The sequence below is a fragment of the Bacillus hominis genome (assembly GCF_018332515.1).
GTDB lineage: Bacteria > Bacillota > Bacilli > Bacillales > Bacillaceae_G > Bacillus_A > Bacillus_A hominis.
In genome coordinates, this window is record NZ_BOQD01000513.1 from 1 (window position 1) to 537 (window position 537).

The following is a 537-nucleotide window of genomic DNA, read 5'->3' on the forward strand; positions in this document are numbered from 1 at the left end:
AACAAGGCGTTTTTCGTATGTAAATCTACCATTCAATCGGTTCTTCCTCGTGCATTTCCTACAATTAAGGAAACATTTTTTTCAAGCCTTCTTCGTCATCATAATCGAAAACAAATTCTTTCAAAATCTTGGATAAAAGAATCAACGGAAATGAACTAAAATCAATATGGTTACTTATGATGGTTACGAGAAGAAGATGAAATCTTTTCATACTGTGCAATGGGCGATGGTGGAAATATGATTTGTTGTATTCCGGAGAAGGATTTGCTTGTAGTAATTGGGTCTGAAGTTATAGCAAATGCAGAGATAGATGGGAATTGATTGAGAAATATATTAATCCTTGTATACAGTCAAATAAATAATGTTAGTAAAAAGATGGTGTGAATTGGAGTTTCATACCATCTTTTTGTTTTATGACGGAAAGTTCAGGGGAATGTAAGGGTTATGTAAATAAATGTAAATATTGGGATTTTTTGATATAAGATTGTTTTTTTTATGTATAATGAGGACAAGGCCTGAAAATACTTAAATATTTAA

The 537-nt window shown here is 31.1% G+C and carries 1 pseudogene; it reads left to right on the top strand.

From position 1 onward, the window contains the following. Positions 1-99: 99 nt before the first annotated feature. A pseudogene (locus KI356_RS27010) lies at positions 100-362 on the top strand (serine hydrolase domain-containing protein); the annotation flags it as partial. Positions 363-537 lie beyond the last annotated feature (175 nt).